This window comes from Streptomyces daqingensis (assembly GCF_014645895.1).
Taxonomy (GTDB): Bacteria; Actinomycetota; Actinomycetes; order Streptomycetales; family Streptomycetaceae; genus Streptomyces; species Streptomyces daqingensis.
In genome coordinates this window covers 277930-303771 of the sequence record NZ_BMMP01000009.1, presented here as the reverse complement: position 1 = coordinate 303771, position 25842 = coordinate 277930, and the positions used below count along the sequence as shown (strand labels likewise).

21 protein-coding genes are annotated in these 25842 nt (G+C 70.3%); 11 read left to right on the top strand and 10 right to left on the bottom strand.

The features are described 5' to 3' along the window. Positions 1 to 56: 56 nt before the first annotated feature. On the bottom strand, positions 57 to 320 hold the full coding sequence (locus IEY56_RS15775) for a WhiB family transcriptional regulator (RefSeq protein WP_045861881.1): 264 nt from the start codon (positions 318 to 320) through the stop codon (positions 57 to 59). 677 nt (positions 321 to 997) lie between these two features. Between IEY56_RS15775 and IEY56_RS15770 the strand changes: the two genes are divergently transcribed. The 3 genes from IEY56_RS15770 to IEY56_RS15760 all read left to right on the top strand — a co-directional run bounded on the left by IEY56_RS15770 (position 998) and on the right by IEY56_RS15760 (position 3998). Then, entirely contained in the window at positions 998 to 1498 is a 501-nt protein-coding gene (locus tag IEY56_RS15770; RefSeq protein ID WP_189037808.1) for a cysteine dioxygenase, read from the top strand. Between the two features lie 128 nt (positions 1499 to 1626). After that, a complete protein-coding gene (cofD, locus tag IEY56_RS15765) occupies positions 1627 to 2631 on the top strand; it encodes a 2-phospho-L-lactate transferase (RefSeq protein WP_189037807.1) in 1005 nt (334 codons plus the stop codon). Further along, positions 2628 to 3998 (top strand): coenzyme F420-0:L-glutamate ligase, encoded by a 1371-nt coding sequence (locus IEY56_RS15760; RefSeq protein WP_189037806.1) that lies wholly within the window; start codon positions 2628 to 2630, stop codon positions 3996 to 3998. The genes cofD and IEY56_RS15760 overlap by 4 nt, the downstream gene beginning before the upstream one ends. Before the next feature lie 106 nt (positions 3999 to 4104). On the opposite strand, the gene IEY56_RS15755 is transcribed toward IEY56_RS15760, so the two are convergent. From IEY56_RS15755 to IEY56_RS15745, 3 genes are all read right to left on the bottom strand, one after another. Next, positions 4105 to 5019 (bottom strand): DNA-3-methyladenine glycosylase family protein, encoded by a 915-nt coding sequence (locus IEY56_RS15755; RefSeq protein ID WP_189037805.1) that lies wholly within the window; start codon positions 5017 to 5019, stop codon positions 4105 to 4107. Positions 5020 to 5142: 123 nt separating this feature from the next. Next, positions 5143 to 6225, bottom strand: coding sequence for a mannose-1-phosphate guanylyltransferase (gene manB, locus IEY56_RS15750; RefSeq protein ID WP_189037804.1), 1083 nt, complete (start codon positions 6223 to 6225; stop codon positions 5143 to 5145). A gap of 288 nt (positions 6226 to 6513) precedes the next feature. Then, a complete protein-coding gene (locus IEY56_RS15745) occupies positions 6514 to 7983 on the bottom strand; it encodes a peptidoglycan recognition protein family protein (protein WP_189037803.1) in 1470 nt (489 codons plus the stop codon). A 142-nt stretch (positions 7984 to 8125) separates the two neighbouring features. Between IEY56_RS15745 and IEY56_RS15740 the strand changes: the two genes are divergently transcribed. From IEY56_RS15740 to IEY56_RS15725, 4 genes are all read left to right on the top strand, one after another. Then, on the top strand, positions 8126 to 8881 hold the full coding sequence (locus IEY56_RS15740) for a TIGR03089 family protein (protein ID WP_189037802.1): 756 nt from the start codon (positions 8126 to 8128) through the stop codon (positions 8879 to 8881). 187 nt (positions 8882 to 9068) lie between these two features. Next, complete coding sequence (locus IEY56_RS15735; protein WP_189037801.1) at positions 9069 to 10460, top strand: LCP family protein; 1392 nt, start codon at positions 9069 to 9071, stop codon at positions 10458 to 10460. 124 nt (positions 10461 to 10584) lie between these two features. Beyond that, complete coding sequence (locus tag IEY56_RS15730; protein ID WP_189037800.1) at positions 10585 to 12273, top strand: LCP family protein; 1689 nt, start codon at positions 10585 to 10587, stop codon at positions 12271 to 12273. 207 nt (positions 12274 to 12480) lie between these two features. Then, entirely contained in the window at positions 12481 to 14007 is a 1527-nt protein-coding gene (locus tag IEY56_RS15725; protein WP_229711923.1) for an LCP family protein, read from the top strand. A gap of 111 nt (positions 14008 to 14118) precedes the next feature. On the opposite strand, the gene IEY56_RS15720 is transcribed toward IEY56_RS15725, so the two are convergent. Beyond that, positions 14119 to 15099 carry a glycosyltransferase family 2 protein gene (locus IEY56_RS15720; RefSeq protein WP_189037851.1) on the bottom strand — a complete coding sequence of 327 codons (981 nt, stop codon included), beginning with the start codon at positions 15097 to 15099 and terminating at the stop codon, positions 14119 to 14121. Between the two features lie 167 nt (positions 15100 to 15266). On the opposite strand from IEY56_RS15720, the gene IEY56_RS15715 reads away from it, so the two are divergent. Continuing rightward, on the top strand, positions 15267 to 16739 hold the full coding sequence (locus IEY56_RS15715) for an LCP family protein (RefSeq protein ID WP_229711922.1): 1473 nt from the start codon (positions 15267 to 15269) through the stop codon (positions 16737 to 16739). A 244-nt stretch (positions 16740 to 16983) separates the two neighbouring features. Here the strand turns inward: IEY56_RS15715 and IEY56_RS15710 are convergent, their stop codons facing one another. Further along, entirely contained in the window at positions 16984 to 17529 is a 546-nt protein-coding gene (locus tag IEY56_RS15710; RefSeq protein WP_189037798.1) for an acyl-CoA thioesterase, read from the bottom strand. A gap of 139 nt (positions 17530 to 17668) precedes the next feature. Between IEY56_RS15710 and IEY56_RS15705 the strand changes: the two genes are divergently transcribed. Further along, positions 17669 to 18880 (top strand): LCP family protein, encoded by a 1212-nt coding sequence (locus tag IEY56_RS15705; protein WP_189037797.1) that lies wholly within the window; start codon positions 17669 to 17671, stop codon positions 18878 to 18880. 78 nt (positions 18881 to 18958) lie between these two features. On the opposite strand, the gene IEY56_RS15700 is transcribed toward IEY56_RS15705, so the two are convergent. Further along, positions 18959 to 19333 carry a VOC family protein gene (locus IEY56_RS15700; RefSeq protein ID WP_189037796.1) on the bottom strand — a complete coding sequence of 125 codons (375 nt, stop codon included), beginning with the start codon at positions 19331 to 19333 and terminating at the stop codon, positions 18959 to 18961. An 80-nt stretch (positions 19334 to 19413) separates the two neighbouring features. Between IEY56_RS15700 and IEY56_RS15695 the strand changes: the two genes are divergently transcribed. Further along, entirely contained in the window at positions 19414 to 19968 is a 555-nt protein-coding gene (locus tag IEY56_RS15695; RefSeq protein ID WP_189037795.1) for a CGNR zinc finger domain-containing protein, read from the top strand. 55 nt (positions 19969 to 20023) lie between these two features. Here IEY56_RS15695 and IEY56_RS15690 read toward each other — a convergent pair whose 3' ends face one another. Next, entirely contained in the window at positions 20024 to 21376 is a 1353-nt protein-coding gene (locus IEY56_RS15690; RefSeq protein ID WP_189037794.1) for a UDP-glucose dehydrogenase family protein, read from the bottom strand. Positions 21377 to 21586: 210 nt separating this feature from the next. Here IEY56_RS15690 and IEY56_RS15685 point away from each other — a divergent pair, with 210 nt between their 5' ends. Then, positions 21587 to 22774 (top strand): acyl-CoA dehydrogenase, encoded by a 1188-nt coding sequence (locus tag IEY56_RS15685; RefSeq protein ID WP_268241329.1) that lies wholly within the window; start codon positions 21587 to 21589, stop codon positions 22772 to 22774. A 161-nt stretch (positions 22775 to 22935) separates the two neighbouring features. On the opposite strand, the gene IEY56_RS15680 is transcribed toward IEY56_RS15685, so the two are convergent. Both IEY56_RS15680 and IEY56_RS15675 read right to left on the bottom strand, forming a co-directional pair. After that, positions 22936 to 23880 (bottom strand): alpha/beta hydrolase, encoded by a 945-nt coding sequence (locus IEY56_RS15680; RefSeq protein ID WP_189037792.1) that lies wholly within the window; start codon positions 23878 to 23880, stop codon positions 22936 to 22938. A 146-nt stretch (positions 23881 to 24026) separates the two neighbouring features. Next, positions 24027 to 25529, bottom strand: coding sequence for a peptide MFS transporter (locus IEY56_RS15675; RefSeq protein ID WP_189037791.1), 1503 nt, complete (start codon positions 25527 to 25529; stop codon positions 24027 to 24029). Between the last annotated feature and the right edge of the window lie 313 nt (positions 25530 to 25842).

The window sequence follows — 25842 nt, the reverse complement described above, 5'->3', positions numbered from 1 at the left end:
CAACTAGTCCATGCAACTGTCCGTGCAAGTACGGGCGTTTGCCGCCCGGAAGCCTGTCAGACAGCGGCCTTCTTCAGGCGCCTGCGCTCACGTTCGGACAGCCCGCCCCAGATGCCGAAGCGCTCGTCGTTCGCGAGGGCGTATTCGAGGCACTCGGAGCGCACCTCGCAGGCCAGGCAGACCTTCTTCGCCTCTCGGGTGGAGCCGCCCTTCTCCGGGAAGAACGATTCCGGATCGGTCTGCGCGCACAAGGCGCGTTCCTGCCAGCCGAGCTCCTCGTCCACCTCATCGACCAGCACTTCCTGGAACAGCTCGGCCATTTGTGCGCCCCTCGTCCGTCTTTGCGTCCCCGTGATGCTGTCGTTATCGATTCCTGAACGACACGTGTGAAATTACAAGTGTGCCGATCCGCGCCAGTCAAGCCGAGATCTGCTATTGAGTCCGTTATTCACTCTGCGGAACCAAGGGCGATAGGAAGTGTTGATTTCCGCACAATCCCTGTCGCGGCCTCGCAGACGAGATGTGATCCACGCCTCCTGAGAGGCAGATCACGCAGCGCCTGCCGCCGTGAGCGGCTTCCCTCCACGCGTGCAATCCCGGTCACTGCGTGATCACGAGTGCGCAACGCCGTTCCCGTACGCGGGCGTTGCCCACCTGTACCCCCCACGGAGGTCACAAACCTCTCCGCGACCGCCACGACCGGATGTGGTGAACCATCGCCCCCAAACACCTCATCCAGTTGACATCGGTACGGGTGACTCGGTCTCCTTGACCACATGCCAGTGACCCCCACCGAGTCCCGCACGGCCGTTGCCCGTCGGCTCCTTCGCGCTGCTCGCGTCGTCCCGGGTCACTGCTGCTGTCGCTGTCGCTGTTGTTGAGGCACTCCTCGCAGCGTTTCGTTCTCGCTTCCTCCGCGGTTCCCGCCACCCGGCCGGAACCACGCCTCTCCCCGCCCGGCTCTGCCGGGCTCCCCTCAGCGCGAAAGTCCACTGACGTGAACAGCGACGTCGAGATCGCGGGCGACCCGCTCGCCCTCCCCCACCTGATGCCTCCGGCCCCGGCCCACCCGACGACTGTCGCGGGCTTCGCCCGGCTGATCCGCACCATCGCCGCCGACAGCCCCGGCTGGGCTCCGCTCGTGCAGTACGACCCCGTCAGCCGCTGGTACCACCGGCTGCGCACCGGTCCCGGCTACGAAGTGTGGCTGCTCAGCTGGCTTCCGGGGCAGGGCAGCGGACGGCACGACCACGGTGCGTCCTCCGGTGTGTTCACCGTGCTCGACGGTGAACTGACCGAGCACTCGCAGGGACAGCGGCACGTTCTCCGGCCGGACGCGCAGCGCGTGTTCGCACCCGGTTATGTGCACGAAGTGGTCAACGACGGTCTTGCGCCGGCCGTCAGCCTGCACGTCTACTTCCCCGGCCTGACGGAGATGGCGATGCACCCCTCCGGCGGCGCCTGCACCGCCGCTGCAGCGGCTCTCGCAGCCGACTGAGCAGGAGCCGGGCCGTGCAGTGCGCGGAGCCGCGGTCCGCAGTACGGGCTCCTCCGGGTGCGTGGGCGGCGTCCGGGCGGCGGCAACCGCCCTGCAGTTCGAGGACCGGCGGCTGACACACTGAGCGCATGGAGCGCATTGTGGTTCTGGCCGGCGGCATCGGTGGTGCCCGCTTTCTGCGCGGGCTGAAGTCCGCCGTGCCCGACGCGGACGTCACCGTCATCGGCAACACCGGTGACGACATCCATCTGTTCGGTCTGAAGGTCTGCCCCGACCTCGACACCGTGATGTACACCCTCGGCGGCGGCATCCACGAGGGACAGGGCTGGGGACGGGCAGACGAGACGTTCGCGGTGAAGGAGGAGTTGGCGGCCTACGGCGTCGGGCCGGACTGGTTCGGGCTGGGCGACCGCGACTTCGCCACGCACATCGTCCGTACGCAGATGATGAGCGCCGGATACCCGCTCAGCGCCGTCACCGAAGCGCTCTGCACACGGTGGCAGCCGGGAGTGCGGCTCCTGCCGATGACCGACGACCGCGTCGAGACGCATGTGCTCATCGACACGGCCGATCTCGGCGAGTCCTCGCAGGCCGGAGGCGAGGACGGCGGCAAGGACAGCCGCAAGGCCATCCACTTCCAGGAGTACTGGGTGCGGCTGCGCGCCTCGGTCGACGCCCACGCCGTCGTGCCCGTCGGTGCGGAGAGCGCCAAGCCGGCGCCGGGCGTGCTCGACGCGATCGCCGAGGCCGACGTCGTCCTCTTCCCGCCGTCCAACCCGGTGGTGAGCGTGGGGACGATTCTCGCCGTGCCCGGGATAAGGGAGGCGATCGCCGACGCCGGGGTTCCCGTCGTGGGGCTCTCACCGATCGTCGGGGGCGCGCCGGTGAGCGGCATGGCCGACAAGGTGCTCTCCGCGGTCGGGGTCGAGGCCACAGCGGCCGCCGTCGCGCAGCACTACGGCAGCGGGCTCCTGGACGGCTGGCTCGTCGACACGGTCGACGCCGACTCCACCCAGGCCGTCGAGGACGCCGGTATCCGCTGCCGCGCGGTTCCGCTGATGATGACCGACACGGAGGCCACGGCCGCCATGGCCCGGGAGGCTCTCGCCCTGGCCGAGGAGGTACGGGCATGACGCGGGTGCACCGCACGGACGACCACACAGAGCGCGCTCCCGCCTTCCAGGTGTGGGCGCTGCCCGGCATCCCGGAGGTGCGCCCCGGGGACGATCTGGCGAAGCTCATCGTCGACGCGGCGGGCACGGGCAGCGGCACGAAGCCGGAGCAGCAGGGGCTGGCCGACGGCGACGTCCTGATCGTCACGTCGAAGATCGTGAGCAAGGCCGAGGACAGGATCGTCCAGGCCGACGACCGCGAGGCGGCGATCGACGCCGAGACGGTCCGCGTGGTCGCGCGCCGCGGCCCCGCCCGGATCGTGCAGAGCCGGCACGGCTTCGTGATGGCGGCGGCAGGCGTCGACGCCTCCAACACTCCCGCGGGCACCGTCCTGTTGCTTCCCGAGGACCCCGACGCGTCCGCGCTGCGGATACGCGAGGGCGTGCGGGACGCGCTGGGTGTCGACGTCGGGGTGGTCGTCACCGACACGTTCGGGCGGCCGTGGCGCGAGGGACAGACGGACGTCGCCATCGGAGCGTCGGGCGTGCGGGTGCTGGAGGACCTGCGCGGTGCGCTCGACACCTTCGGCAACCCTCTGGGTGTGACGGTGACAGCTGTGGGCGACGAGCTCGCAGCAGCAGGCGAACTGGTGAAGGGCAAGGCCGACGGTCTGCCGGTGGCCGTGGTGCGCGGACTGCCGCAGCACGTGCTGAAGCCGGCCGAGCCCTCGGAGTCGGCTAGGGCGCTGGTGCGGGACGCGGAGCACGACATGTTCCGGCTGGGCACCTCGGAAGCCGTCCGAGAAGCGCTCGGACTGCGCCGCACGGTCCGCGAGTTCACCTCCGAGCCGGTCGACGGCGGCGCGGTGCGCCGGGCCGTGGACGCCGCGGTGACAGCGCCCGCACCGCACCACACGACGCCGTGGCGCTTCGTGCTGCTGGAATCCCCGGAGTCCCGCCTTCAGTTGCTCGACGCGATGCGCGACCAGTGGATCGAGGACCTCCGCGCGGACGGCAAGAGCGAGCAGAGCATCGCGAAGCGGATCCGGCGGGGCGACGTCCTGCGCAACGCGCCGTACCTCGTCGTCCCGTGCCTGGTGACGGACGGATCGCACGACTACCCGGACGCGCGGCGCGCTGCTGCGGAGCGGGAGATGTTCGTCGTCGCCTGCGGTGCGGGTATCCAGAACTTCCTGGTGGCGCTGGCCGGTGAGCGGCTGGGGTCGGCCTGGGTCTCTTCGACGATGTTCTGCAGGGACGTCGTCCGTGACGTGCTCGGCCTGCCTGACGACTGGGACCCCATGGGGGCCGTCGCTGTCGGCCACGCCGCGGCGCCTCCGCTGGTGCGGCCGCCGCGGGACGGCCGGGACTTCACCGAGGTCCGCTGAGCGCTGCTGCGCGCGGGCGCTCGTGAGGCGGGCGTCTCGGCGCGCCTCTGCCGGAGCGGTCATCGCTCTGCACCTGCCGCGGCCCGTACAGACGCCCGCTGGTTGATCAGAGGCGGGCGATGTCGGCGATCGGGAACTTCGGCTGACGGCGTGACGGGCCGCGGCCGACCATAAGGATCAGTCTGGCCGCCCGGTGCCGCTGTCCCTCGTACGGGGCGAGCAGCTCCAGCATCCCGTCGTCGTCGGTGTCACGTGCGCCGGTGAGCGAGTGCCCGATGATGCGTGGCAGGTGGAGGTCTCCGACAGTCAGCGCGTCGGGGGCGCCGTTACTGCGCTGAAGCGTCTCGGCAGCGGTCCACGGCCCGATGCCCGGAATGAGCTGGAGCCTCGCCATGGCGGGCGCGAGCTCCATCGACGCCGCCTCCTCCAGACGTGCCGCCCGCTGCGCGGCGCGTATGACTGCGGCGGAGCGTTTGCTGTCGACCCCCGCACGGTGCCACTCCCAGGACGGAATGCGGCACCACGCGCGGCAGTCCGGCATGACGTACATCCCGTCGTGCGGCCCGGGTGCGCGCTCGCCGAAGCGGCGCACGAGGAGGCGCCACGCGCGGTACGCCTCGTGGGTGGTGACCTTCTGCTCCAGCACCGAGGGAATGAGCGCCTCCATCACCAGTCCCGTGCGCGGCAGGCGCAGCCCGGGGTTGCGCCTGTGCGCCTCCCTGGTCAGACGGTGATGGGGCGTGAAGGCCGACGGGTCGTCCTCGGCTCCGAGCAGCGCGGGAAGCCGGTCGAGGGCCCACTCGGCGCCCGGGCCCCATGCCTCCCCGTGTACCTCGGTGCCGGCCGCCCGGGCCGTGAGCCGCAGCGTCGCGGGCCCCTCGGGCGTCCGTGTCGCACGCCAGACGGCGCCGTCCTCTGTCCGGTAGCAGGGGTCGTACGGTCCGCGCCGCAGCACGCGCAGGTTGCTGCGCAGGTCGTAGAACGGCGGCGCGGTCCAGGTACGGGCGGCAGCGGCAGGCACGCCCGACAGCGTAGGCGCGGCCGGGCGGGAGCGGCCCCGCGGGGCGGGGAACCGTTCAGCAGCGCAGCGGCGCGGGGCCACTGTCCGCTCTGCCGATGCTCCGCCCGGGGCTTCGCCGACGTGTCACTGATCGGACGAGAAGCGCACTGCCCCCGCGGGGATGCGCGCATCGCACCACACGCGGATTCCCCCGCGCAGTTCGTTGTGCTCCCCCACCACAGCACCGTCGCCCACCACAGCACCGTCGAGCAGGGACCCCTCACCGATACGGGCGCCCGCGCCGATGAGCGAGTCCCGCACCTCGGCGCCGGGTGCGATGACGGCGTCGTCCAGCACGGTCGAACCGTCCACGCGGGCGCCGGCTCCGACAGTGGCACCGGCCCCCACGACAGTGCCGCCCGTGAGCTTCGCGTCCGGGGCCACCTGCGCTGTCGCCATGACGAGTTGGTCCCCGCACCGGCCCGGCACCGCGGGGGACGGTGCTCTGCCGAGTACCAGATCGGCAGAGCCGCGTACGAACGCCTCGGGCGTGCCCAGGTCGAGCCAGTACGTGGAGTCGACCATGCCCTGGAGGTGCGCGCCGTCCGACAGCAGCCCGGGGAAGGTCTCGCGTTCGACGGACACGGGCCGCCCGGTGGGGATGGTGTCGATGACGGAGCGGTTGAAGACGTACGCGCCCGCGTTGATCTGGTCGGTGACGATCTCCTCGGGCGTCTGCGGCTTCTCCAGGAACGCGGTGACACGGCCGCTGCCGTCCGTCGGGACGAGCCCGTAGGCGCGAGGGTCGGAGACGCGCGTGAGGTGGAGGGAGACGTCGGCGCCGGTGCGGGTGTGGGTGTCCACGAGCGCGGCGATGTCGAGCCCCGTGAGGATGTCCCCGTTGAAGATGAGCACGGGGTCGGCGGGGCCAGAGTGCAGCCGCGAGGCGACGTTGCGGATGGCTCCGCCCGTGCCGAGGGGTTCCTTCTCGGTGACGTACTCCAGGTGCAGGCCCAGCTCCGAGCCGTCGCCGAAGTACGGCTCGAAGACCTCCGCCAGGTACGAGGTGGCCATCACGACGTGGTCGACGCCCGCCGCCCGCGCACGCGCGAGCTGGTGGGCGAGGAACGGGACACCCGCCGCTGGAACCATCGGCTTCGGCGTGTGCACGGTCAGCGGACGCAGCCGGGTGCCTTTGCCTCCGACCAGGAGGATCGCTTCTGTCACCAGTGTTCTTCGCTTCCTGACTGACGGAGGAGGCCTGAGCCGGTGGTCGGCGGCCAGTTTATGCAGGGGGACACACTGCCTGGGCGTGCCCCCGGACGTGCGACTGCCGCGCCGGGCGGAGGAGCGGCGCGGCAGCCGGGCATGGCGTGCGGATGCGAACCGACAGGGCGTCAGGTATTGAACTGCGCGCGCAGCGGACAGGCGAGCCGGCCAGCTCGCACGATCACTGAGCGTTGCTCTGCTCGCACCGCGCTCTGTTCACACCGCGCTGTTCGTGCCGCCTCCCGCTCAGCGTCCCTGGAGCCGTCCGGCTTGTTGCCGTACGGCGGGCAGCTCGCCGTAGAGCCGTTCGCCCGGACACTCCGTCACGTAGCCGTCCCGGTGACCGGAGACGGCGTTGAAGGAGACCTTCGTCCCCTTCGAGTGCTTGGTGCCGCCGCCGGAGGTGAGCGTCACCTTGCCCCGGGCGTCGACCCCGTGGACGCCGAGCTTCCAGGCGGAGAGCTTGGCCAGGGCCTCGGTGACCGCCTTGGGCGCGGACTCCTTCGTGTAGGTGCCCAGGACCGCGATGCCTGTGGTGTCCGCGTTGAACCCGAAGGTGTGGGCGCCCATCACCGGCCGGGCCATGCCTCCGGCGCGCCCCTCGTAGATCTTTCCGCACTTGTCGACGAGGAAGTTGTAACCGAGGTCGCGCCAGCCGCTGCTCTTGACGTGGTAGCGGTAGATGCCGCGGATGATCGCCGGGGCCTGGGCGCAGGTGTAGTCGTTCGTCTCGGCCGAGTGATGGACGAATGCGGCCTTGACGGTCTTGCTGTAGCTGAACTCCTTCTCCCTCATGCTTTCGTCCGCGCCCCATCCCTTGCGGGTGACGATGTCCGGACGGGGCCCGATGCGGGCGTCCGCGGGCCGGTCGCTCCGCGACGGGGTCGCCTTGGCGGCGTCGTCGCCGTAGGTCGCCCGCGTCTGGGCGGAGGTCATGGCGGGCAGCACGCCCCCGGGACGCTTCTCCGGCCTCTCCGCGGTCTCGCCGTTCGCCTCGCCGCCGTCCCGGCCCGCGCCCGGCCCGGGGTCGCGGCGCTCTTCCGGAGCCCGCTTCCCGCCGGCGGCCGGCGGAGTGTCCGGCCCGGGATCGACGAGTTCCAGGCGGGCGCCTCCGGGCAGTTCGGCCTTTCCGCGTTCCTGCCCGTGCGACTGTCCGCTCGCTCTCGTCGGGGACTTGTGCGGCACGACGCGTACGCGTACCGCGTCGGAGTTCCCGACCCAGAGCGGCGCCGTCGAACCGAGGGCCCGCCGACCGGAGGACCTCTTCGAGCTTGCCTCCGGACTGTGGCCGCCGTGGGTCTCCAGCGAGCGCCAGGCCGACCAACTGCCGCTGCCGGACGCTCTCGTCTGCACCTGGAGCTGTCCGCGCGGTTCGGCGGCGGCGTCCTCCCAGACCACCCCCACCAGGGAGAAGGGCTTCACGTTGCGGGAGGCGACGCGGCGTCCTCCTGAGGGGTCGTCCTCCCACGCGGAGAGAAGTCTGTCGACCGAGCGGGTGCTGTCGGAAGGAGTGCCGAGCGGCAGCGACTGCGTGCTGCCCGGTACTCCGGTTCCGGATTCGACCCGGGCCTCCCCGGCCGGGGGGACTGCGTCCTCCGCGGGGTTGGCGCGGCCGCCGGGCAGCGTGGAGTCGGCGGATTCGGTGGGCGATAGCGGAAGGAGCAGCAGGGCTCCCGCACACGCGGCTCCGATCGAGGTGACAAGTAGTGCACGCATGGTGCGATCGTGCACATATGCCTACAAATCTGTCTATTCGGACAGTGTTCGGCTGTTGACCCTGTGTCCGACCTCTGACCCAGGGTGTACTTGCGCCGCTCCCCCGCAGTCGCACGCGGAACGCCACACGTACGCTTGCCGGGTGAGTGCTCCCGTACGTACCGTCGCCGGCCTGCTGAACTCCGCCCTCGCGGAGGATCCGGGCCGCCCCCTGGTGACCTACTACGACGACGCGACAGGTGAACGCGTCGAACTCTCGGTGGCGACGTTCGCCAATTGGGTGTCCAAGACGGCGAACCTCCTGCAGGACGACCTCGCCGCCGAGCCCGGTGACCGGCTGGCCCTGCTGATGCCGGCGCACTGGCAGACAGCCGTCTGGCTGGTCGCCGCCTCCGCCACGGGAGTCGTCGTCGACCTGCAGGGCGACCCGTCGGCTGCCGCGCTCGTCGTCAGCGGCCCGGAGACCCTGGACGATGCCCGCGCGTGCCCTGGCGAACGGGTCGCACTCAGCCTCCGGCCGCTCGGCGCGCGCTTCCCGGAGACACCCGAGGGCTTCATCGACTACGCGGCCGAGGTTCCCGGGCAGGGCGACCAGTTCATGCCGTACGTCCCTGTCGACCCCGGCGCACCCTTCCTCGCCGTCGGGCAGACGCAGGAACTGACCGGGGAGCAGACGGTGCAGCGGGCGGAGGAGGACGCCGCCGCGAAGGGCCTGTCCAAGGGGTCGCGGCTGCTGTCGACTCGTCCGTTCGACAGCTGGGAGGGGCTGAGCACCGGCCTCCTTGCTCCACTCGCGGCGGGCGGCTCCGTCGTCCTCTGCCGCAACACGGCCCAGCTCGACGACGCGACGCTCCAGCGCCGGAGCGAGGAGGAACGCGTCACCCACACCGTCGGCTGAACGGTCTGCCGCCCTCGGCGCTCCTGTTCTTCCTTATCGGCTGTGATCAGCAACGATCAGGGGAGAACACGATCATCAGCTTTGCGTACAACTCTGCACAGGCTTCGGGTGTCTGCCTACGTGACGGGGCGCCCGCACGCCTGTACGCCTCCCTGCACGCGCCGCCGACCCGAGGGATGACGCAGACGTGACCGACCCCGGCCCAGACGAGGACAGAGCGACCGAGAACAGCACCGCGGCCACCGCGAGGACAGCAGCTTCGACACACTCCGGGCACACCGCCGGCCCCGTCCCCCGGAACCCCCGCCGGCCCGTCCCCGCCTCCTTCTCCCGAACCCCCGCACGTCCTGCCCCCCGATCCCGCCGTCGATGGCTGCGCTGGGCGGCGCTGAGCGCCTCCTTCGCCGTGCTGGGCGTGGCCGGCGCCGGCTGGGCCCTCTACGAGAGACTCGACGGCAACATCCGCACCGACGTCGGCACCGCGAAGGAGCTCAAGCGCTACGCCGCGGAGCGCCCCGCGGCGCCTGCCGGTGAGGCGAAGAACATCCTGCTGCTCGGTTCGGACAGCAGGAAGGGCAGCAACAGCGCCTACGGGCACGACGAAGGCAGCTCCCGCGCGGACACCGCGATCCTGCTGCACCTCTCCGCCGACCGGCACAGTGCGACGGGAGTCTCGCTTCCCCGCGATCTGATGGTGGATCTGCCCGGCTGCCGCCAGGCGGACGGCTCCCACACCAGGCCGCAGTTCGGACAGTTCAACTGGGCGTTCCAGTTCGGCGGTGCCGCGTGCACTATCCGTACGGTCGAGCAGCTGACGGGTGTACGAGTGGACCATCACCTCGTGGTCGACTTCGCGGGCTTCAAGTCGCTCGTCGACACGGTCGGGGGCGTCGACGTGTGTCTCCCCGGGGCCGTCCGGGACCGGGACGCCAAGCTCGATCTGCCCGCCGGGCGCCAGACACTGGGCGGCGAGGACGCCCTGGGCTTCGTACGGGCGAGACACGGACTGGGAAACGGCAGCGACACCGACCGCATGCACCGGCAGCAGCAGTTCCTCGGATCCCTCGTGAAGAAAGTGCGCAGCAACGGTGTCCTGCTGAATCCGGCAAAGCTCTATCCGGTCGTGCACTCGGCGACCTCCGCACTCACCGCGGACGAGGGCCTCGATTCACTCGGTGAACTGTACGAACTCGCGCGCGGCGCAAGGGATATCTCCGAGGACCAAGTGCGCTTTCTGACGGTTCCCCGGCAGTCTTACTCCCGGGACCGCAATCGCGACGAACTGGTCCAGCCGGCGGCCGCGCAGCTCTTCGCCCAGCTCCGCGAGGACCGCCCCGTGCAGGTCAGCGACAGCGGGGGCAGGACCGATCGCGCAGCTCCCGCACCCTCCGGGCAGGCCGAACGTCCTGCGAGGAACCATGCGCGGAGCAGTGCCGTCAGATCATCGGTGCGGACTGAGACCGCACCGCGGGCCCGTACGGAAGACGACGGGAAGGGTAAGGCTCCGCCGGTCTACCGGGGGACCACAGCAGCACACGACATCTGCACCGGCGACAGCGCTGAGAATAGGGTGAATTGACCAGTTACGAGTTCATGGAATTCGTCACCGCCGTCGCTCCACAGCGAACCGGGCGGATAGTGTGGCCGCTTCGGTTCGACCCGTCAGGGCGATGCCAGGCGGCTAATGGAGGACTTACGCAACCGTGAACGCGCAAGGCCGTGGGCACGCGGGAGATGTCGATCCCGCGGATCAGTGGGTGTTCGACCCGGACACCGGCAGCTACACGCTGCGGCTGAACCCCGTTGCCGACGACTCCCGGAGTCAGTACGGCAGCAGCCGCCCAACCGCGCCACGTCAGAGAAGCAGTCCCGGCCGCGGGGAGGAAGCACACGTCCCCCCGCAGCGCCGCCGTGGCCGCGCGGAGCCCCCCGCACCTGCCGGGAACCGCGCCGCGACGGGAGGCCGCCGCAAGCGCAAACCCGGCCTGACCAGGAAGCAGAAGGTCCTGCGCTGGAGCGCGGGAACTCTGGGATTGATACTGGTCGCGGGTGGAACCGCCGGATACTTCCTGTACAGCCATTTCAACGGCAACATCAACAAGGTCGACGTCGGCCAGAACAACGCGGCAGTGACCGACGGGCCGGTGAACATACTCGTCCTCGGCACCGACTCCCGTAAGGGCAAGGGCAACGGCGGATACGGCGACGCCGCCAGCGTCGGCCACGCCGACACCACGTTCCTCTTCCACGTGTCGAAGGACCGCACCAACGCCACCGCGCTCTCCATCCCGCGCGACATGATCACGGACATTCCGGACTGCCCGACGAAGCAGCAGGACGGCTCGACGAAGACCGTCCCCGGGCAGCGGCAAGTACGGTTCAACACCAGCCTCGGCCAGTCCGGCCGCGACCCGGGCTGCACCTGGCGCACCGTCGAGAAGATGACGGGCGTCAAGATCAACCACTTCATGATGGCCGACTTCAACGCGGTGAAGGAGCTGTCGACCGCCGTCGGCGGCGTCGAGGTCTGTGCCGCGAAGGACATCAACGACCCCAAGTCGCACCTCAACCTCAAGGCGGGCAGGCACGTCGTCAAGGGCGAGCAGGCCCTCGCCTTCGTACGGACCCGCAAGTCCGTCGGCTTCGGCAGCGACCTGAGCCGGATCGAACTGCAGCAGCAGTTCCTCAGCTCGATGATCCGGAAGATGAAGTCCGGGGGGACGCTGACCAACCCCTCGAAGCTCTTCGCGCTGGCCAACGCCGCGACCAAGGCACTGACCGTCGACACGGGCATCGGCAGCGTCGGGAAGCTGACCGACCTCGCCAAGGACCTGCAGCGGGTGGAGCCCAAGAACATCACCTTCGCCACGGTCCCGGTCGTGGACAACCCTGAGGACCCGGCAACGGTCATACTCGACGAGGCCAAGGCGAACCCGCTCTTCAAGATGGTGCAGGCGGACAAGTCGCTGACGAAGACGGGCAAGGGCTCCAAGGGGAAGGGGCCGTCGAAGGCGAAGAAGGTCCCGGCGTCGCAGGTCCGCGTGGATGTGCGCAACGGCGGCGGCCCGGTGGGCGCGGCCCAGGAGACCGTGGACTGGATGCAGAACCAGAAGGGCGTGGGGCTCTCGACCAACGCCGGCAACGCCCCTTCGCAACTGTCCAAGACCCGGCTGGAGTTCGCCCCTGACCAGGCGGGCCAGGCGGCCACCGTCGCGGACATGATGGGGCTGCCGAAGTCGGCCCTGAAGGAGAGCTCGAGCGCCGGCGAGGCGATGCAGCTGACGTTGGGCAAGGACTTCACCAAGGCGGGCGAACCCGTCTCCGCGCCCGAGAAGGCGCCGGACGGCGTGCAGAACGTCAAGGCGAACGACAAGAACATCTGCGCGAAGTGACGTAGAGACCCCCGGGCCCCATCCAGGGCCCGGGGCGCACACCGCGTGGGAACGGAAACGGGAGGTCCCGTGCGGCAGAACGGCACCCGAGGCGGCCGGGAGATGTACGACGGCGCGTCCGCGGAGCGTGACCGCAGGTGGGACGAGGCTTCGTACGAGGGAGGCCGCCTGCCGCGACAGCGACAGGGGCACGTACAGACAGGCGGCATGAAGATGGACTCCGACGGGTTCGACGACGGAGAGATCCGTCAGCCACGCAAGAAGAGACGGGTGCTGCGCTGGTTCAGCATCTGCCTGTCGCTTCTGATACTCGCGACCGCGGGCGCGGGCTACTTCTACTACGAGCACCTGAACGGCAACCTCAGCAAGGACCTGCTGAACCTCGGCGACAACAGGCTCGACAAGAGCAACCCCAACGCCGCCGGGCAGACCCCCATGAACATCCTGCTGCTGGGCTCGGACTCCAGGTCCTCGAAGGAGAACGTCGAGCTCGGCGGGGCCCGCGGGGACCGTGACCGCCCCCCGCTCGCCGACGTCCAGATGCTGCTGCACGTCTCCGCGGACCGCAGCAACATGTCGGTGATCTCGGTGCCCCGCGACACCAAGGCGACGATCCCCAAGTGCACCGACCCGGACAGCGGTGACGTGTACCAGGAGACCACCGACAAGATCAACAGCAGCCTCCAGCACGGCGGTCCGGGCTGCACCGTCGCCACGTGGGAAGAGCTGACGGGCATCCCGATCGACCACTTCATGATGATCGACTTCGCCGGCGTGGTCTCGATGGCCGACGCGGTGGGCGGCGTCCCGGTCTGCGTCGACAAGAACGTGTACGACCGGCAGTCCAAACTCCGCCTGAAGAAGGGCAAGTCGGTGGTCAAGGGCGAGCAGGCCCTGCACTGGCTGCGTACCCGCCACGGCTTCGGCGACGGGTCCGACATCGGCCGCGCCCGCGCCCAGCACATGTACATGAACTCGATGGTCCGCCAGCTCAAGGCCGGCACGAAGCTCACCGACCCCGGCAAGATGCGCGGCCTCGCCGAGGCGGCGACGAAGGCGCTCACGGTGGACGAGGGCCTCGGCACCGTCAAGAAGCTCTACGACCTCGGCAACGACCTCAAGCGGGTTCCGACCGAGCGCATCACCATGGCGACGATGCCCTGGAAGTACGCACCGGGCGGCTACGTGGTGCCCAAGCCGGGCGACGCGGACGACACGTTCTCGCTCGTCCGCAACGACATCGCGCTGGACGGCAAGGACAAGAAGAAGCAGAAGCCGAAGTCCCCGCCGCCCAGCAAGCCTTCGGCCCCCAAGGCGCAGATCCCCGTACGCGTCATGAACGGCACCGGCAGCGCATTGCAGGCACCCGTGTCCGGACGGGCGGGAGTGATCTCCGAGCAGCTCGGCCGTGAGGGCTTCGCCCAGGCCACCGCCGACCAGACACCCCGGTCCCAGGCGGACACCACGGTCAGCTACCCGCGGGAGAAGAACCGCGGGGACGCGCTCGCGGTCGCCGAAGCGCTCGGCGTGCCCGAGAGCGCCGTGAAGCACTCCAGCGGAGTGGAGCAGGTGACGCTGGTCATCGGCGGTGACTGGCGCGACGGTACGACGTTCCCGAAGGACGCCGGCGGCTCGGGCGGCAAGAAGGAGAACAAGGCGCCCGACAGCGCGGACGCGCTGCGCGGCGACGACGACAAGGCCTGCATGGAGGTCAATCCGTCGTACGTGTGGTGACGCCGGCGGCACCCCGTCTCCGGGACGGGCGAGCGGCGAGCGGACCGAGCGACGAGTAAGGGGCAGCCACCCAGGTGGCTGCCCCTTACGTCGCTGTACGGCCCCAGCGGCTCACTGCGCCGGCACGGGCTCCCGGCGCGAGGCGATGACCTTGCGGGCCAGCTTCCGCGGGCTCGTCAGGAAGCCCCAGCCCCACGACATGTGCATCGTGGCCAGCGCGACGGGGATCTGCACCCGGCTGCGCAGCGGAAGCCCCTTGCCCGCGGGCAGCGAACCGGCGGTGATCGCCGCCAGGTAGCCGCCCGGCACGAGGAAGCCCCAGGGGAACCCGGCCAGCCCGAGGCCGGTACCCACCGCGATGGCGCTCAACGCGACCGGCGGCGCGAGGTAGCGCAGGTTGATCGACCCGGCGTGGTAGCGCGCGACGACGTGGCGCCAACGTCCGTAGTTCTTGTACTGCTTGGCCAGCGCCCGCACGTTCGGCCGCGGACGGTACGTCACCTTCAGCTCGGGCGAGAACCAGATCCGGCCGCCCGCCCCGCGGATGCGGAAGTTCAGCTCCCAGTCCTGAGCCCGGATGAACTCCTCGTTGTAGCCGCCCTGTTGCTCAAGCACCGAGCGCCGGAAGACGCCCAGGTAGACGGTCTCCGCCTCGCCGGCCTTCCCGCCCGTATGGAACGCGGCGTTGCCCACGCCGATCTTCGACGTCATCGCCGCGGCGACGGCGCGCTCCCAGTCGTTCTCGCCCTCGGCGTGCATGATCCCGCCGACGTTGGCCGCACCGGTCTCGTCGAGGAGCCGCACAGCCGTGGAGATGTACCCCGGCGAGAGCATGCCGTGGCCGTCCACGCGCACCACGACCGGATGTCCGGACGCCTTGATGGCGGCGTTCAGCGCCGCGGGCGTACGGCCCGTGGGGTTGGGGACCGTGTGCACTCTCGGGTCCTGACGCACGAGCTCCGCCGCGATCTCGTCCGTACGGTCCGTGGAGGGGCCGAGGGCGATGACGACCTCCAGCTCGCCGTCGTAGTCCTGCTGGAGGATGTGCTTCACGGAGCTGCGGAGATGCCGTTCCTCGTTGAGAACCGGCATGATCACCGAGACGGCCGGCAGCTCCGCGCTCGTCGAGGAAGTCCTATCAGTCACGCGTTCACGTTACCGCGAACGGGCGTACGCCCCCGCACGCCAGGAGAGTGCCGCGGAACCGCGGAGCGGCGTGTGACCGGGAGCCGCCGGTCGTATCCCCCTACGGTATGGCGATGCGCGCGGATGCACACAAAGACGGCCGAAGGCCCCGCTGGGGTGTGCGCCTCGCCACAGCGCTCTCCGTACTGGTGCTGGGTGCGAGCGGTGTGGGCCACGTCATGGTCAACGGGCTCAACGCGGACGTGAACCGGCTCGACCCCTTCCACGGCCTGACCGACCGCCCCCGCGACACCGGAGGTGTCAACTTCCTCGTCGTCGGCACCGACAGACGCGACAAGCTCTCGCACGAGCAGCGGCAGAAGTACCGTCTCGGAGGCGCCCCGTGCGACTGCACGGACACTCTGATGCTGGTGCACCTCTCCGCCGGCCACGACCGCGCCAGCGTCGTCAGCCTCCCCCGCGACTCGTACACGAAGCTGCCGGCCCACACGGACGCCGGGACCGGCAAGCGGCACGCCGCCGTGCCGGCGAAGCTCAACTCCGCCTACGCGCACGGCGGGGCGCATCTGACGGTCAGCACGGTCGAAGCCATGACGGGCGTCCACATCGACCACTACCTGGAAGTCGACTTCACCAGCTTCATGCGCACCGTCGACGTCCTGGGCGGGGTGCCCGTGTGCACCGACGAGGCGCTCAGGGACAGCCACTCCGGCCTGGACCTGCCCGCGGGCCGCACGAACCTCGACGGCGGCCGCGCCCTGCAGTACGTGCGGGCCCGGCATCTCGGCGACGGCTCGGACCTGAGCCGGATGAAGCGCCAGCAGCGCTTCCTCGCCTCCGTCATCGAGAAGGCGACGGACAGCGGCGTGCTGATGAACCCCGTGAAGCTGAGGAAGGTCTCCTCGGCGATCCTCGAGTCCGTACGCGCGGACGACGGCCTGGGCACGGAGCAGATGCTCGAACTGGGCCGGGCCATGCGACGCTTCACTGCCGAGTCGTCCGAGTTCGCCTCGGTCCCCGTCGAGGACTCCGACTTCACCGTGCCGAAGCTGGGGTCGACCGTGAAGTGGGACGAGCGCAAGGCCAAGAGGCTCTTCGACGCACTGCGCGCGGACCGTCCCCTCACGGAGCAGAAGCACCGCAGGACGGAGCGCGCCGACGGCGACTCGCAGCAGGCCGGGAAGGCGGACCGCCCCGCGACGGTGCGCATCCCTCCGTCCGGCATCCGCGTGCAGGTGGAGAACGGCACCGGCCGCGAAGGACTCGCACGCGAGGTCGAGGCGGAACTCGGCCGCACCGGTTTCGACACGACGGGAACGCCGACCTCGGCCGCCGCCAGCGACGTCGCGCGTACGAGGATCGCCTACGACCCGCGCTGGGACCGCTCGGCGAAGACGCTGGCCAAGGCGCTGCCCGGCGCCAAGCTCGTCGAGGAGTCCGGACGCGGGCCCGTGATGCGGGTCACGGTGGGGCGGAAGCACCACACCGTGCGGCGGGTGCGCGTCGAGTCGTCCGCCCCGAGCTCCGAACCGTCCCGGCCCGCGGGCGACGCGGTCAAGGGCGACAAGCAGGCCTCCTGCTCCTGAGCCCGCACTGCCGGGGCCCGCACGCCGCTCCGTGGGGCGGCGCCCCTCCCCGGACCAGGGCGGGTCGTTCGGATCTTCGTTGATCAGCCCGGGGCGCGGGATGCGGTGCATCGCGAGGCGGGGGATCGTCCTCGTGCTCGGGGTCCCCCATGCCGAAGGCCAGGGGAGTACTCAGGCGACTCCGACAACGCAGCGAGGTGCCGTAGCCGGCGTCGCGGGCCTACGGAGATCCAAACGACGCGGACTAGCCCCCGGACTCCACGGTCCTGCGGGCGCGCAGCTCCTTGATCTCGCGGCGCCGCGCCAGACGGTGCGTGCGCCGGATCTGGGCCTCCTGGTAGCGCCTCTTGTCCTGCTCGGACTCGGGCACCACCTGCGCGACGGGCCGCGGCCTGCCGTCCTCGTCGACCGCGGCGAAGACGAGGTAGGCGCTGCCGACGTGGCTCGCGGGCGTCGACTCGTTCCAGCGCTCGGCCAGTACCCGCACGCCGACCTCCATCGACGACCGGCCTGTCCAGTTCACCTGGGCCTTCACATGGACGAGGTCGCCCACGCGCACCGGCTCCAGGAAGACCATCTCGTCCATCGAGGCCGTCACCGCGGGCCCCTCGGAGTGCCGGCCCGCGACCGCTCCGGCGGCGTCGTCCACCAGCTTCATGATCACGCCGCCGTGCACGGTGCCGAGGAGGTTGGTCTCGTTGCCCGACATGATGTGGGACAGCGTGGTCCGGGAGACGGCGGTGGGCTTGCCCGGCTGGTCGCCCGGATCCGCGTGGGCCTGGTCGGTCATGGCCTCTACCCTAAGTGCCGGTGCGGTACCGGAGGCCCGGGGACCGTCGTGGAACGTTTGCATCAGAACGGCTACAGCCTCGGTCCGATGCGGTACCCGGTCTGTGTTCACCCGGGCGGCGCAAGGCAGACTGCCGTCCATGAATGAGTGGCCCGGTGGATGGAACGACGGTTCCCGCGACAGGTACGGCAGCCCGCGAGCCCACGGTGGCGTGCCGCCCCAGGCGAGGGGTGGCCACGACGCCGGTTACGGCAGACAGCCGGGCTACTACGAGGACGGCTACACCGACTACGACTCCGGATACAACACGGGTCAGGTGTACGGCGGTGGCGGTGGCGACGGCTACGCCCCGTACGACGAGCCGCCCCGGCGCCGGCGCGTGCGCTTCAAGACGGTGGTCATATCGCTGGTCGTCGTGCTGCTGGTGTGGTCGGTCGGCACGTACTTCTGGGCGAACTCGAAGCTGAAGCGCGAGGTCGACCTCAGCATCGTCCAGGACCGGCCGGAGACCGGGGACGGCACCAATTACCTGATCGTCGGTTCCGACAGCCGGGAAGGCCTCTCCGCGCAGGAGAAGAAGGACCTGCACACGGGTTCGGCAGCGGGCAAGCGCACCGACTCGATGATGATCCTGCACGTCGGGAGCGGCGCCCCGACGCTGATCTCGCTGCCGCGTGACTCCTGGGTCGAGATCCCGCCGTTCAAGGGCTCCGAGTCGGGCAAGCAGTTCAACAACACGCAGCAGACGAAACTCAACGCCGCCTACGCGCAGGACGGCGCCCCGCTGCTGGTGCGCACGGTGGAGCACAACACCGGCCTGAAGATCGACCACTACGCGGAGATCGGCTTCGGCGGCTTCGCGAAGATCGTCGACTCGGTCGGCGGCGTGGAGATGAACATCCCGCAGGACATCAAGGACAAGAACTCCGGGGCCGACTTCAAGAAGGGCAAGCAGACCCTGGACGGCAAGCAGGCCCTCTCCTTCGTCCGCAACCGCCACGCGGGCACCGGGGACAGCGACCTCGGGCGCACCAAGAACCAGCAGAAGTTCCTGGCCGCGCTGGCCAGCCAGACGGCGACCCCATCGACGATCCTCAACCCCTTCCGGCTGTACCCGACGCTGGGTGCCGGCCTGGACACGCTGATCGTCGACGAGGACATGAGCCTGTGGAACCTGGGCTCGATGTTCTTCGCGATGAAGGACGTCTCCGGCGGCGAGGGCAAGCGCATGAACATGCCGATCTCCGGTCCCGCCCCCGCCGGTTCGCTCCAGTGGGACAAGGCGAAGGTCCAGAAGCTGATGCAGCAGCTGAAGAACGACGAGAAGGTCACGGTCACGTCGGACCGCTGAGCCCTGATATGCGATGCTGCCGCCGTCGGCTGACGGCGGCAGCATCGCGTACCGGCAGCGGTCAGGCCGGTGACCGGCCTACGCGTCGCACAGGCAGAACGGGTGCCCGGCAGGGTCCAGGTAGACGCGGAAGCCTCGCTTCCCGTCGTCGTCCCCCTGGATCAGCCGGGCACCCAGTGCGATGACCTCCTGTTCCGCCTGGTCCATGCGCTCCCTGGGGACGGTCAGGTCCAGGTGAAGCTGCTGGGGCCGCTCCAGGCTGGGCCACTGCGGCGGAATGAACCCGGGTGACTCCTGGAAGGCGAGCTTGTGCCCGTCGGGGCCGGTGACGTCCACCCAGTCGCTCTCTTCGCCGGGTTCGACCTTGCCCCCGAGTACCTGCGCGTAGAACTCGGCGAGCCTTCGCGGGTCCGGGCAGTCGAGAACTACCGAGTGCATTGTGGCGATCGCCATGGTGGTTACCCCTTAATGCCATGATCCGGTAACGCTCTTCGGTTACCAGATGATGGCCCCTTGCCAGTAATCTGGCAAGCGTGACGGACCGTTCAGCCCCGAAGACACTCGTCCTGGTGCAAGAGCTCGTGAACACCCTCGACGTCGAGACGGGCGAAGACTCGCTGACCACCCCGGACGGCGTCGCGGAGTTCGCGGAACGCCAGGACCTGCGGGGCCTCGGCCTGGAGGAGACCGGAGACGCGGACCTGCGCGCGATCCGCGAACTGAGGGAGTCCCTGCGGGCGGCCTGCCTGGCGCACACCGGGACGGACATGCCGCAGGAGGCGGCGGCGAAACTGGCACGGCTGCTCGCGGCCGCACCTCTCGTGGTGACGCTGGACGAGTCGGGCCGCCCCCGGCTCGGCCCCGCCGGGGGCCTGTCGGGGGCCGCCGCGCTGACCGCCGAGATCGCCGCGGGCATCGCCACCGCCGAGGCGGACGGCTCGTGGCGTCGGCTCAAGGCCTGCGAGGCACACGACTGCCTGTGGGTGTTCTACGACCGCAGCCCGGCCGGCCGCGGCCGCTGGTGCACGATGGCGGTGTGCGGCAGCAGGGCGAAGATGCGTACGTACAGGGCGAAGCGCCGCGCCTGAACCGGGCCGGGCACGGCGACCCGCGCGAGACGGCGGGACGGGGCAGCGCGGCCGGTCAGGCCGTGGGGCGTCCCAGCGCGCGGAAGTGCCAGTTCTCCTTGCGCCACATCGCCGGGTCGAGGGTGTTCCGCCCGTCCAGCACGCGCCGTACCGCGACGACCTCGCCCAGCGCCGCCGGGTCCAGCTCCTGGAACTCGCGCCATTCCGTGAGATGCAGCAGGACGTCGGCGCCCCGCGCGGCCTCATGCGCGCTCGGCGCGTAGCGCAGCGTCGGGAAGATGGCCCGCGCGTTGTCCATGCCCTTGGGGTCGTAGACCGTCACCTGCGCGCCCTGCAGGTGCAGTTGGCCGGCGACGTTCAGCGCGGGCGAGTCCCGTACGTCGTCGGAGTCCGGCTTGAACGTGGCGCCCAGCACGCCGATGCGCGTTCCCAGGAGCGTGCCGCCGACGGCCTCCCGCGTCAGCTCGACCATGTGGGCCCTGCGCCGCATGTTGATCGAGTCGACCTCGCGCAGGAACGTCAGCGCCTCGGACGCGCCCAGTTCGCCCGCCCGCGCCATGAAGGCACGGATGTCCTTGGGCAGGCAGCCGCCGCCGAAGCCGATGCCGGAACGCAGGAACTTCTTGCCGATGCGGTCGTCGTGGCCGATCGCCTCGGCCAGCTTCACCACGTCGCCGTCGGCGGCCTCGCACACCTCCGCCATCGCGTTGATGAAGGAAATCTTCGTCGCGAGGAAGGAGTTGGCGGACGTCTTGACGAGCTCGGCGGTCGGGAAGTCGGTGACGATGAACGGCGAACCCTCGGCCAGCGGCGTCGCGTACACCTCGCGCAGCGTCTTCTCGGCGCTCTCGCTGCGGACGCCCACCACGACGCGGTCCGGGTGCAGGGTGTCCTTCACCGCGAAGCCCTCCCGCAGGAACTCCGGGTTCCAGGCCAGTTCGGCCTCCTGGCCCGCCGGCGCCAGCTCCGCGAGCCGTACCGCCAGGCGCTGCGCGCTGCCCACGGGCACGGTGGACTTCCCCACGACCAGGGCACGGCGCTTCAGATGCACCGCGAGCGCGTCGATGGCGCTGTCGACGTAGGACATGTCGCACGCGTACTCACCGTGCTTCTGCGGGGTGTTGACGCAGATGAAGTGGACGTCGCCGAATTCGCCCACTTCCTCGTAGGAGGTCGTGAAGCGGAGCCGTCCGCTGGAGTCGGGGTGCCCCGCCACGTGCCTGCGCAGCAGTTCGTCCAGACCCGGTTCGTACATCGGCGTCTCGCCGCGCTCCAGCAGCGCGATCTTCTCCGGCGAGATGTCGAGCCCGAGCACCTCGAAGCCCAGTTCGGCCATGGCGGCGGCGTGGGTGGCGCCGAGATACCCGGTGCCGATCACTGTGATCCTGAGCGGGGCCTTGTTGGCCATGAGGGGGTGCTCCTGTAGGACGACGTCTGGAACGCTCCGAGAACGCTGCCCGGGCAGCATAACGGGGGCGTCCTGTCGTGAACCTCACGTATCCCGGTCAGGCCGGTGACCTCTAGAATCGGTTACTTAACGGTAGTTAGCCGTCCCACAGTCCCCACACGTATTCCGCTCGCCGCCCAGCGAAGCAGAGCTGAAGAGGAGTGAGTCACCTTGGCGCCATCGGGAAAAAGCGCGGCCGCCGAATTCGGCCTCTACCGGCCGTCCGAGGAGCACGACATGCTCAGGGACTCGGTGCGCGCCCTCTCCGAGGCGAAGATCGCCCCCTTCGCCGCGGAGGTCGACGAGGAGGGCCGCTTCCCGCAGGAGGCCCGGGACGCGCTCGAGTCCAACGACCTGCACGCCGTGCACGTACCCGAGGCGTACGGGGGCGCGGGGGCCGACGCGCTCGCGACCGTCATCGTGATCGAGGAGGTCGCACGCGTCTGCGCCTCCTCCTCCCTCATCCCGGCGGTCAACAAGCTCGGTTCGCTGCCCGTGATCCTCTCGGGCAGCGAGGAGCTGAAGAAGAAGTACCTCGCCCCGCTCGCCCGCGGCGAGGCGATGTTCTCGTACTGCCTGAGCGAGCCGGACGCCGGCTCGGACGCGGGCGGCATGAAGACGAAGGCGGTGCGGGACGGCGACCACTACGTGCTCAACGGCGTGAAGCGCTGGATCACCAACGCCGGCGTCTCCGACTACTACACGGTCATGGCCGTGACCGACCCGGACAAGCGCACCAAGGGCATCTCCGCGTTCGTCGTCGAGAAGGACGACGAGGGCGTCTCCTTCGGCGCCCCCGAGAAGAAGCTCGGCATCAAGGGCTCCCCGACGCGCGAGGTGTACCTCGACAACGTGCGCATCCCCGCCGAGCGCATGCTGGGCGAGGAGGGCACCGGCTTCGCCACGGCGATGAAGACCCTCGACCACACCCGCATCACCATCGCGGCCCAGGCCCTCGGCATCGCGCAGGGCGCTCTGGACTACGCCAAGGGTTATGTCACCGAGCGCAAGCAGTTCGGCAAGCCGATCGGCGACTTCCAGGGCGTCCAGTTCATGCTCGCCGACATGGCGATGAAGCTGGAGGCCGCCCGCCAGCTGACGTACGCGGCTGCCGCGAAGTCCGAGCGCGTCTCCCTCGGCGGCGGCGACGAGGACCTGACCTTCTTCGGCGCGGCGGCCAAGTGCTACGCCTCGGACGCGGCCATGGAGATCACCACGGACGCCGTCCAGCTGCTCGGCGGCTACGGCTACACGCGCGACTACCCGGTCGAGCGGATGATGCGCGATGCGAAGATCACGCAGATCTACGAGGGCACGAACCAGGTCCAGCGGATCGTCATGTCCCGCAACCTGCCGTAGGCCCGGCGGCACCGGAGCCGCGCGAGCTCCGGCGCCCGTTGCCGACCGGCCCGGAGGGGCGCTCCCGATCGAACGGGAGCGCCCCTCCGGCGTTTCTCCGGGGGCAGGGGCGACAGTGCGCCCCGCTTCCGTGCACGCGCCGCCCGGACGCCTCGCGGCCGTCACGGCGGCCGCGCCGCGTCCCGCTCCGTACGTGCGCCCGTGCGGGCCGCGATCCAGCCGAGGACCCGCTCGGCCACGGCCGGCGTGCGCATCAGCGCCCCGCCGTGCTCCGCCCCGGGGACCGTCACGACGCGGACGTCGTCCGCGCCCATGCCGCGCCGCCGCTCGGCCGCGCGCAGGTCCTCGGAGTGCACCGGCGGCACGAAGTCCCGCCGGGAGTGGACGAGCAGCATCGGGGCGTCGTCGCCGCCCGTCGCGTGGTGGACCGCGGACATGTCCCGCCAGACACGCCGGCAGTCCGCCCGCTCCGCGCCGGAGCCGCGCCGCGGGTCGCATCCCGCGAGCACGGCGGCGCTCGAGCGCAGGACGGCCGCGCCACGGCGGACAGTGCCGCCGTCCCTCGCCGCGCCGTCCCGCCAGGCGCGGTACGGATCGACGACGGGCGAGAGCGCCACGGCGCCCGCGAGCAGCTCGCGGCCGGCCCCGTACGCCGCCACGTTCGTGGCCAGGTGCCCGCCCGCGGACGACCCGAGGAGCACCAGCCGGCGCGGGTCGACGCCGAGGCTCCCGGCGTGCCGGCGGATCCAGTGCAGCGCGCGCAGGACGTCCCGGCGCTGAGCCGGCCAGGGGGCGTCCACGCTGCGCCGGTAGTCGACGTCGAAGACGACGACGCCCTCGTCGGCGATGCGCCGGGCCCACGGGCGCCAGCCCCGCGACCTGTCCTGGTACCAGAAGCCGCCGTGCAGGACGACCACGCCGGGGAGCGCCTCGCCGCGAGCGGGCGGCGTCCGGTCACGGTAGGCGACCAGCTGCTGGCGTGCCCGCGGGCCGTAGGAGTGGGCGCGCTCCGTCTCCCGTCCGGCCGCGGGGCCGGCGTACAGCACGGGTGACGTGCAGAGCAGCACCGTCAGGCCGACGAGGACAGCGAGGGGAAGCCTGCGCACACCCTCAGCGTCGGGGCGCCGGCCCATGGCCGCAACATCGCCCTCCGCGACCGCGCGGGTGCCGGAAGCGCGCCGCCCGTACGCACGGCGGCCCCCCGGCTCTGGGAGCCGGGGGGCCGCTCGCGGTCGTACCGGGGCCGCGCGGGTTACTTCACCTCACCCATCAGGGGCCGGATCTTGTTGCGCGCGGCGAGGAAGACCACGCCGGCGAGGGCGGCGATGACGCCCTGCACCGCGAAACCGGTCCTGCCGCTCGCGGCGTCGCCGATGAGCAGCTGGACGATCGCGAAGACGCAGTCTCCCGCCGTGACGGCGAGGAACCACACGCCCATCAGCTGGCTCGCGTACTTGGCCGGGGCCAGCTTCGTCGTCACCGACAGGCCGACGGGCGAGAGACACAGCTCGGCGAGAGTCTGGATCAGGTAGACGAAGATCAGCCAGAGCGGGCTGACCTTGGCGTCGCCCGAGGCGGCGGCCATGGCCAGCATCATCAGGCCGAAGGACGCACCGACGCCTATGAGACCCATCGAGAACTTCGTCGTGGTGGTGGGGTTGCGGCTGCCCAGCTTCACCCAGAGCGCGGCGAGCACCGGGGCGATCGTCATCACCCACAGCGGGTTCACCGACTGGAACCAGCTGGTCGGGAACTCGATGCCCCACAGGTCCGTGGACGTCTCCTTCTCGGCGAACAGCGTCAGCGTGGAGCCGGACTGGTCGAAGATCATCCAGAAGATGGCCGCGGCGATGAAGAACCAGATGTAGGCGCCGAGCTTCTTCTTCTCCTCGACCGTGACCTCACGGTCGCGCCGCATCCGCACGAAGTACCACGTGGGCAGGATCAGTCCGGCGATGCTCACCGGCCACAGCACCCAGTCGATGGTGAAGGCGTCGGCGAGCACGACGGCGGTGTAGAAGAGCGCGAGCACGACGACGGCCAGCACGGTGTTGCGGATCGCCTTCGTCCGCTCGTCGCGGCTGAGCGGGTACGGGACGACGCTCGAGCGCGCCGGCAGGTGCCGGGTGCCGATGAGGAACTGGATCAGGCCCAGCCCCATGCCGAGCGCGGCGAGGCCGAAGCCCAGGTGCCAGCTGACCTTCTGGCCGGCCCAGCCGATCAGCAGCGGCGCGGCGAAGGCGCCGATGTTGATCCCCATGTAGAAGACGGTGAAGCCGCCGTCCCTGCGCGGGTCGTTGGGCCCCTGGTAGAGGTGGCCGACCATCGTCGAGATGTTGGCCTTCAGCAGACCGGAGCCGACGCCGATGAACACCAGCCCGACGAAGAACAGGGCGTCGACGCCCACGGCCAGCAGCCCGTGGCCGATCATGATCACGAACGACGAGACGGCGACCGTCTTGCGGGGGCCCCAGACGCGGTCGCCGAGCCAGCCGCCCGGCATCGCCATGAGGTAGACGGTGGCGTTGTAGACGGAGTAGAGGGCCACGGCGGTGGCCGTGGCCATTCCCATGCCGCCTTCGGTGACCGCCGCCGTCAGGTAGAGGACGAGCAGGGCGCGCATTCCGTAGAAGCTGAAGCGCTCCCACATCTCGGTCATGAAGAGGGTGGCGAGACCGCGGGGGTGACCGAAGAAGGTCCTGCCCTCGGCCGCGGGTGGATCCTGCGGTTCGTCCTTGGAGAGTGTGGAGGCCATGTGGGGGGTTCCTCGCTGTTGGGATGGTGCCTGCCAGCCGCGCACCCCCGTGCAACGCGCGTAGATCACGCAACGGGCCCAGCCGACGGGTCACTGACCGATCTCGGGCCGCCTCCGCCGTGCCGGTCCGGCCGCGACGACGGCCGGGCGGGCATCTGCGCACAGAAGCCCTGAACAGGGCCGACGGTGATACGTGCAGAACACACGCACCCGGAAGCGGCCCTCACCATACGTCACGAAGACCCCCCGAACGGAAGGCGTTGCGACACAGATCACAGGTGACGCCCATATCATTTCGGCCAAATCGAAGGTA